This window comes from Neobacillus sp. NPDC093127 (assembly GCF_044754175.1).
In the GTDB taxonomy this organism is placed as follows: domain Bacteria; phylum Bacillota; class Bacilli; order Bacillales; family Cytobacillaceae; genus Neobacillus.
Genome location: NZ_JBIVOP010000052.1, coordinates 1 through 2822, shown reverse-complemented (window position 1 = coordinate 2822; position 2822 = coordinate 1). Strand labels below are relative to the sequence as shown.

The following is a 2822-nucleotide window of genomic DNA, read 5'->3' as shown; positions in this document are numbered from 1 at the left end:
TGATTACGGCCATCTAAATGTACCACCAGTGACAAAGTTTTTACCACCGAATGCCAAGGAATTTACCACTAAAAGACAGCTTATTTACCACCCACTACCTTCTATATAATTAGTGAGCATATCTTACGATATGACACATTATATGGGAGGTATTTTTTTATGATCCATTATCGTAAGATACTGGAATTACATGATGAGGGAATCAGTTTGAGGGGCATTTCTGCAAGTACTGGACACTCTCGTCAGAAAGTAACAGAAGTCATGGAAATGGCTGTGAAGAAAGGATTGACGTGTCCATTAGATGAGGAAATGGACGATAAATGGATTGAAGATTTTCTGTTTCCTGAAAAATCGTTAGAAGCCTCTGGGAGGCACCCACTCAACTTTGATTACATTCATAAAGAGTTGGCCAAACCAAACGTTACTCTTTCGCTTTTACATCATGAATACGAGGCAGAAAGTCGAGCGAACAATAAAATCCCTTACTCGTATCGGAGTTTTATCCGTCATTATGGTGAATATGCTCAGAAACATAAAGCAACTTTGCGTATTCGTAGAAAACCAGGAGAAATACTGGAGGTAGATTGGGCGGGTACGACGGCATTTATTATTGATAGGGATACCGGTGAAAAAGTGAAAGCATATATTTTCGTCGCTACATTGCCGTGCAGCCAACTTTCATATGCGGAAGCATTCCTATCAATGAACTTACAATCCTGGATTTGTGCCCATATCCATGCATATGAATATTTCGGTGGGGTCACCCAGATTGTTGTTTCGGATAATCTGAAGACAGGGGTGACGAAACATACTTCAAGGGAACTTGTATTAAACCCTACCTATAAGGAAATGGCCAATCATTACGATACGATTATCATGCCAGCGCGTGTTCGCAGCCCTAAGGATAAAGCAAGTGTTGAAGGCTCAGTTGGAGCCATTTCTACATGGATCATTGCGGCATTAAGAAATACCCACTGTTTTAGTATTGAAGAGTTAAATGAAGAATTGAGAAAGAAATTAGAGGAATTTAATCATCGGCCTTTTACTCGAAAAGAAGGAAGTCGCTATTCTGCATTTGAAGAAGAGGAGAAATTTGCGCTTTCCCCTCTTCCGGGTATGCCATACAAGATATCAGAATGGAAGACTGCCAAAGTGCGTCCAGATTACCATATCTCTGTTGAAAGCATGTTTTATTCTGTTCCATATGAGTATATCAGCCGACAAGTAGATGTGAAGATTTCCGAAGATATGATCGTGATTTATTTTAATCATATGTGGTTAACTTCACACAAACGATTATATGGGAGATTTGGACAGATATCAACGGTCCGGGAACATATGCCAGACAATCATAAACTGTTTGTTGATCAAACACCTGAAGTAGCAATTGAATGGGCAGAAAGCATAGGATCTTCAACATTAAGTACTGTAAGGTACCTTTTGGATTCCTATCAATCTGAAAAACAAGCATTACAATCTATCTTTTCCTTAAAGAAGCTGGAACACCGTTATAGTAAATATGAAATAGAGCGGGCATGTAAAACGCTGCTCACCATGACGAAAAGACCTACGGTCAAAAGCATTCAAACGCTGTTGAAAAACAATAAGAAAAAAGACGCTGAACAAGAGTTAGAGCAAAATATTGAGATGAATGACACCAATTTCGGCTTCACACGTGGTGCTTCTTATTATGGAGGAAAAGATAAATGATGAATGATCAAATGTTGTCCAAACTACAGGAAATGAAATTAGCAGGTATGGCTGAGGCATATAAGGACCAAGCTCAAAATCGAGAATACCAATCTATGAGTTTTGAAGATCGCTTTTCTCTGCTTGTGGATCTGGAATATTCTCGCCGGAAAAGTAATCATTTAAATCGATTAATCAAGAATGCCACGTTCTCTGATTCAAAAGCATGTATTGAGGATATTGAGTATTTTGATGATAGAAAGCTCAAAAAGGACCTTATTCTAAAATTGGCAAGTGGGCTTTATATAGAAAACGATCATAACATTATACTGAAAGGACCTACAGGGTCCGGAAAAACCTTTATGGCTTGTGCCTTTGGTGTATCCGCTTGCCGTCAGCATTACAAGGTAAAGTATGTCCGATTACCTGAATTACTTGATGAATTATCTCTGGCTAAACTAGCTGCCGACGGTAGCTATCGGAAGCTAATCAAGAAGTATACAAAGACCGACGTTCTAATTATTGATGAGTGGCTCCTTACGGATCTTTCAAAGGATGAAGCAAATATCGTGTTAGAAATTACTGAAGCCCGGCACAAAACTGCCTCAACCATTTACTGTTCTCAGATTGATCCGAGTGGGTGGCACACAAAGTTAGGAAACGGTACCATCGCAGAAGCCATATTAGACCGTATTATCCATGACTCCTATCAATTCTTACTGGACGGTGAGATTTCTATGAGAGAACGACATGGATTAGCAATCGAGGTTTAAAAAATGGCAATACTGACTCCGAAAGATTTGAGAAAGATGGAGGAATACTATTACTGGGCTGGGTACAAAGACTGGAGTCCTTTCCCCATGGAATTAAAGGTAAAGCTACTAAAAGAATACGGAGAAGAACCTTCCCCTTATACATGGACAGAACAGGACATTCACGAAGGATCAAGAAAAATCATCATTAAATACTTTAAAGCTTAATATTGGTCTTTAATAAAATAAAAAACTCCTCCACATTACTAATATGATGGAGGAGTTCTTTATTGGTAAAGAGCTTGGCGATGCTTGGTAAAAATATTGGCGTAGAGTGGTAAAAAAGATGGCGTTAGTGGTAAATTCCTTTGGCCGTAATCA

The 2822-nt window shown here is 38.9% G+C and carries 2 protein-coding genes; both read left to right on the top strand.

Translation table 11 applies throughout. The features are described from left to right. The first annotated feature begins 159 nt into the window (after positions 1–159). Positions 160–1710: an IS21 family transposase gene (istA, locus tag ACIQCO_RS27925; RefSeq protein ID WP_400435424.1), complete on the top strand. Its 1551-nt coding sequence runs from the start codon at positions 160–162 to the stop codon at positions 1708–1710. Next, positions 1707–2462, top strand: a complete 756-nt coding sequence (gene istB / locus ACIQCO_RS27920) for an IS21-like element helper ATPase IstB (RefSeq protein ID WP_400435422.1) — start codon at positions 1707–1709, stop codon at positions 2460–2462. Before istA ends, istB begins: the two co-directional genes overlap by 4 nt. The last annotated feature ends 360 nt before the right edge of the window (positions 2463–2822 follow it).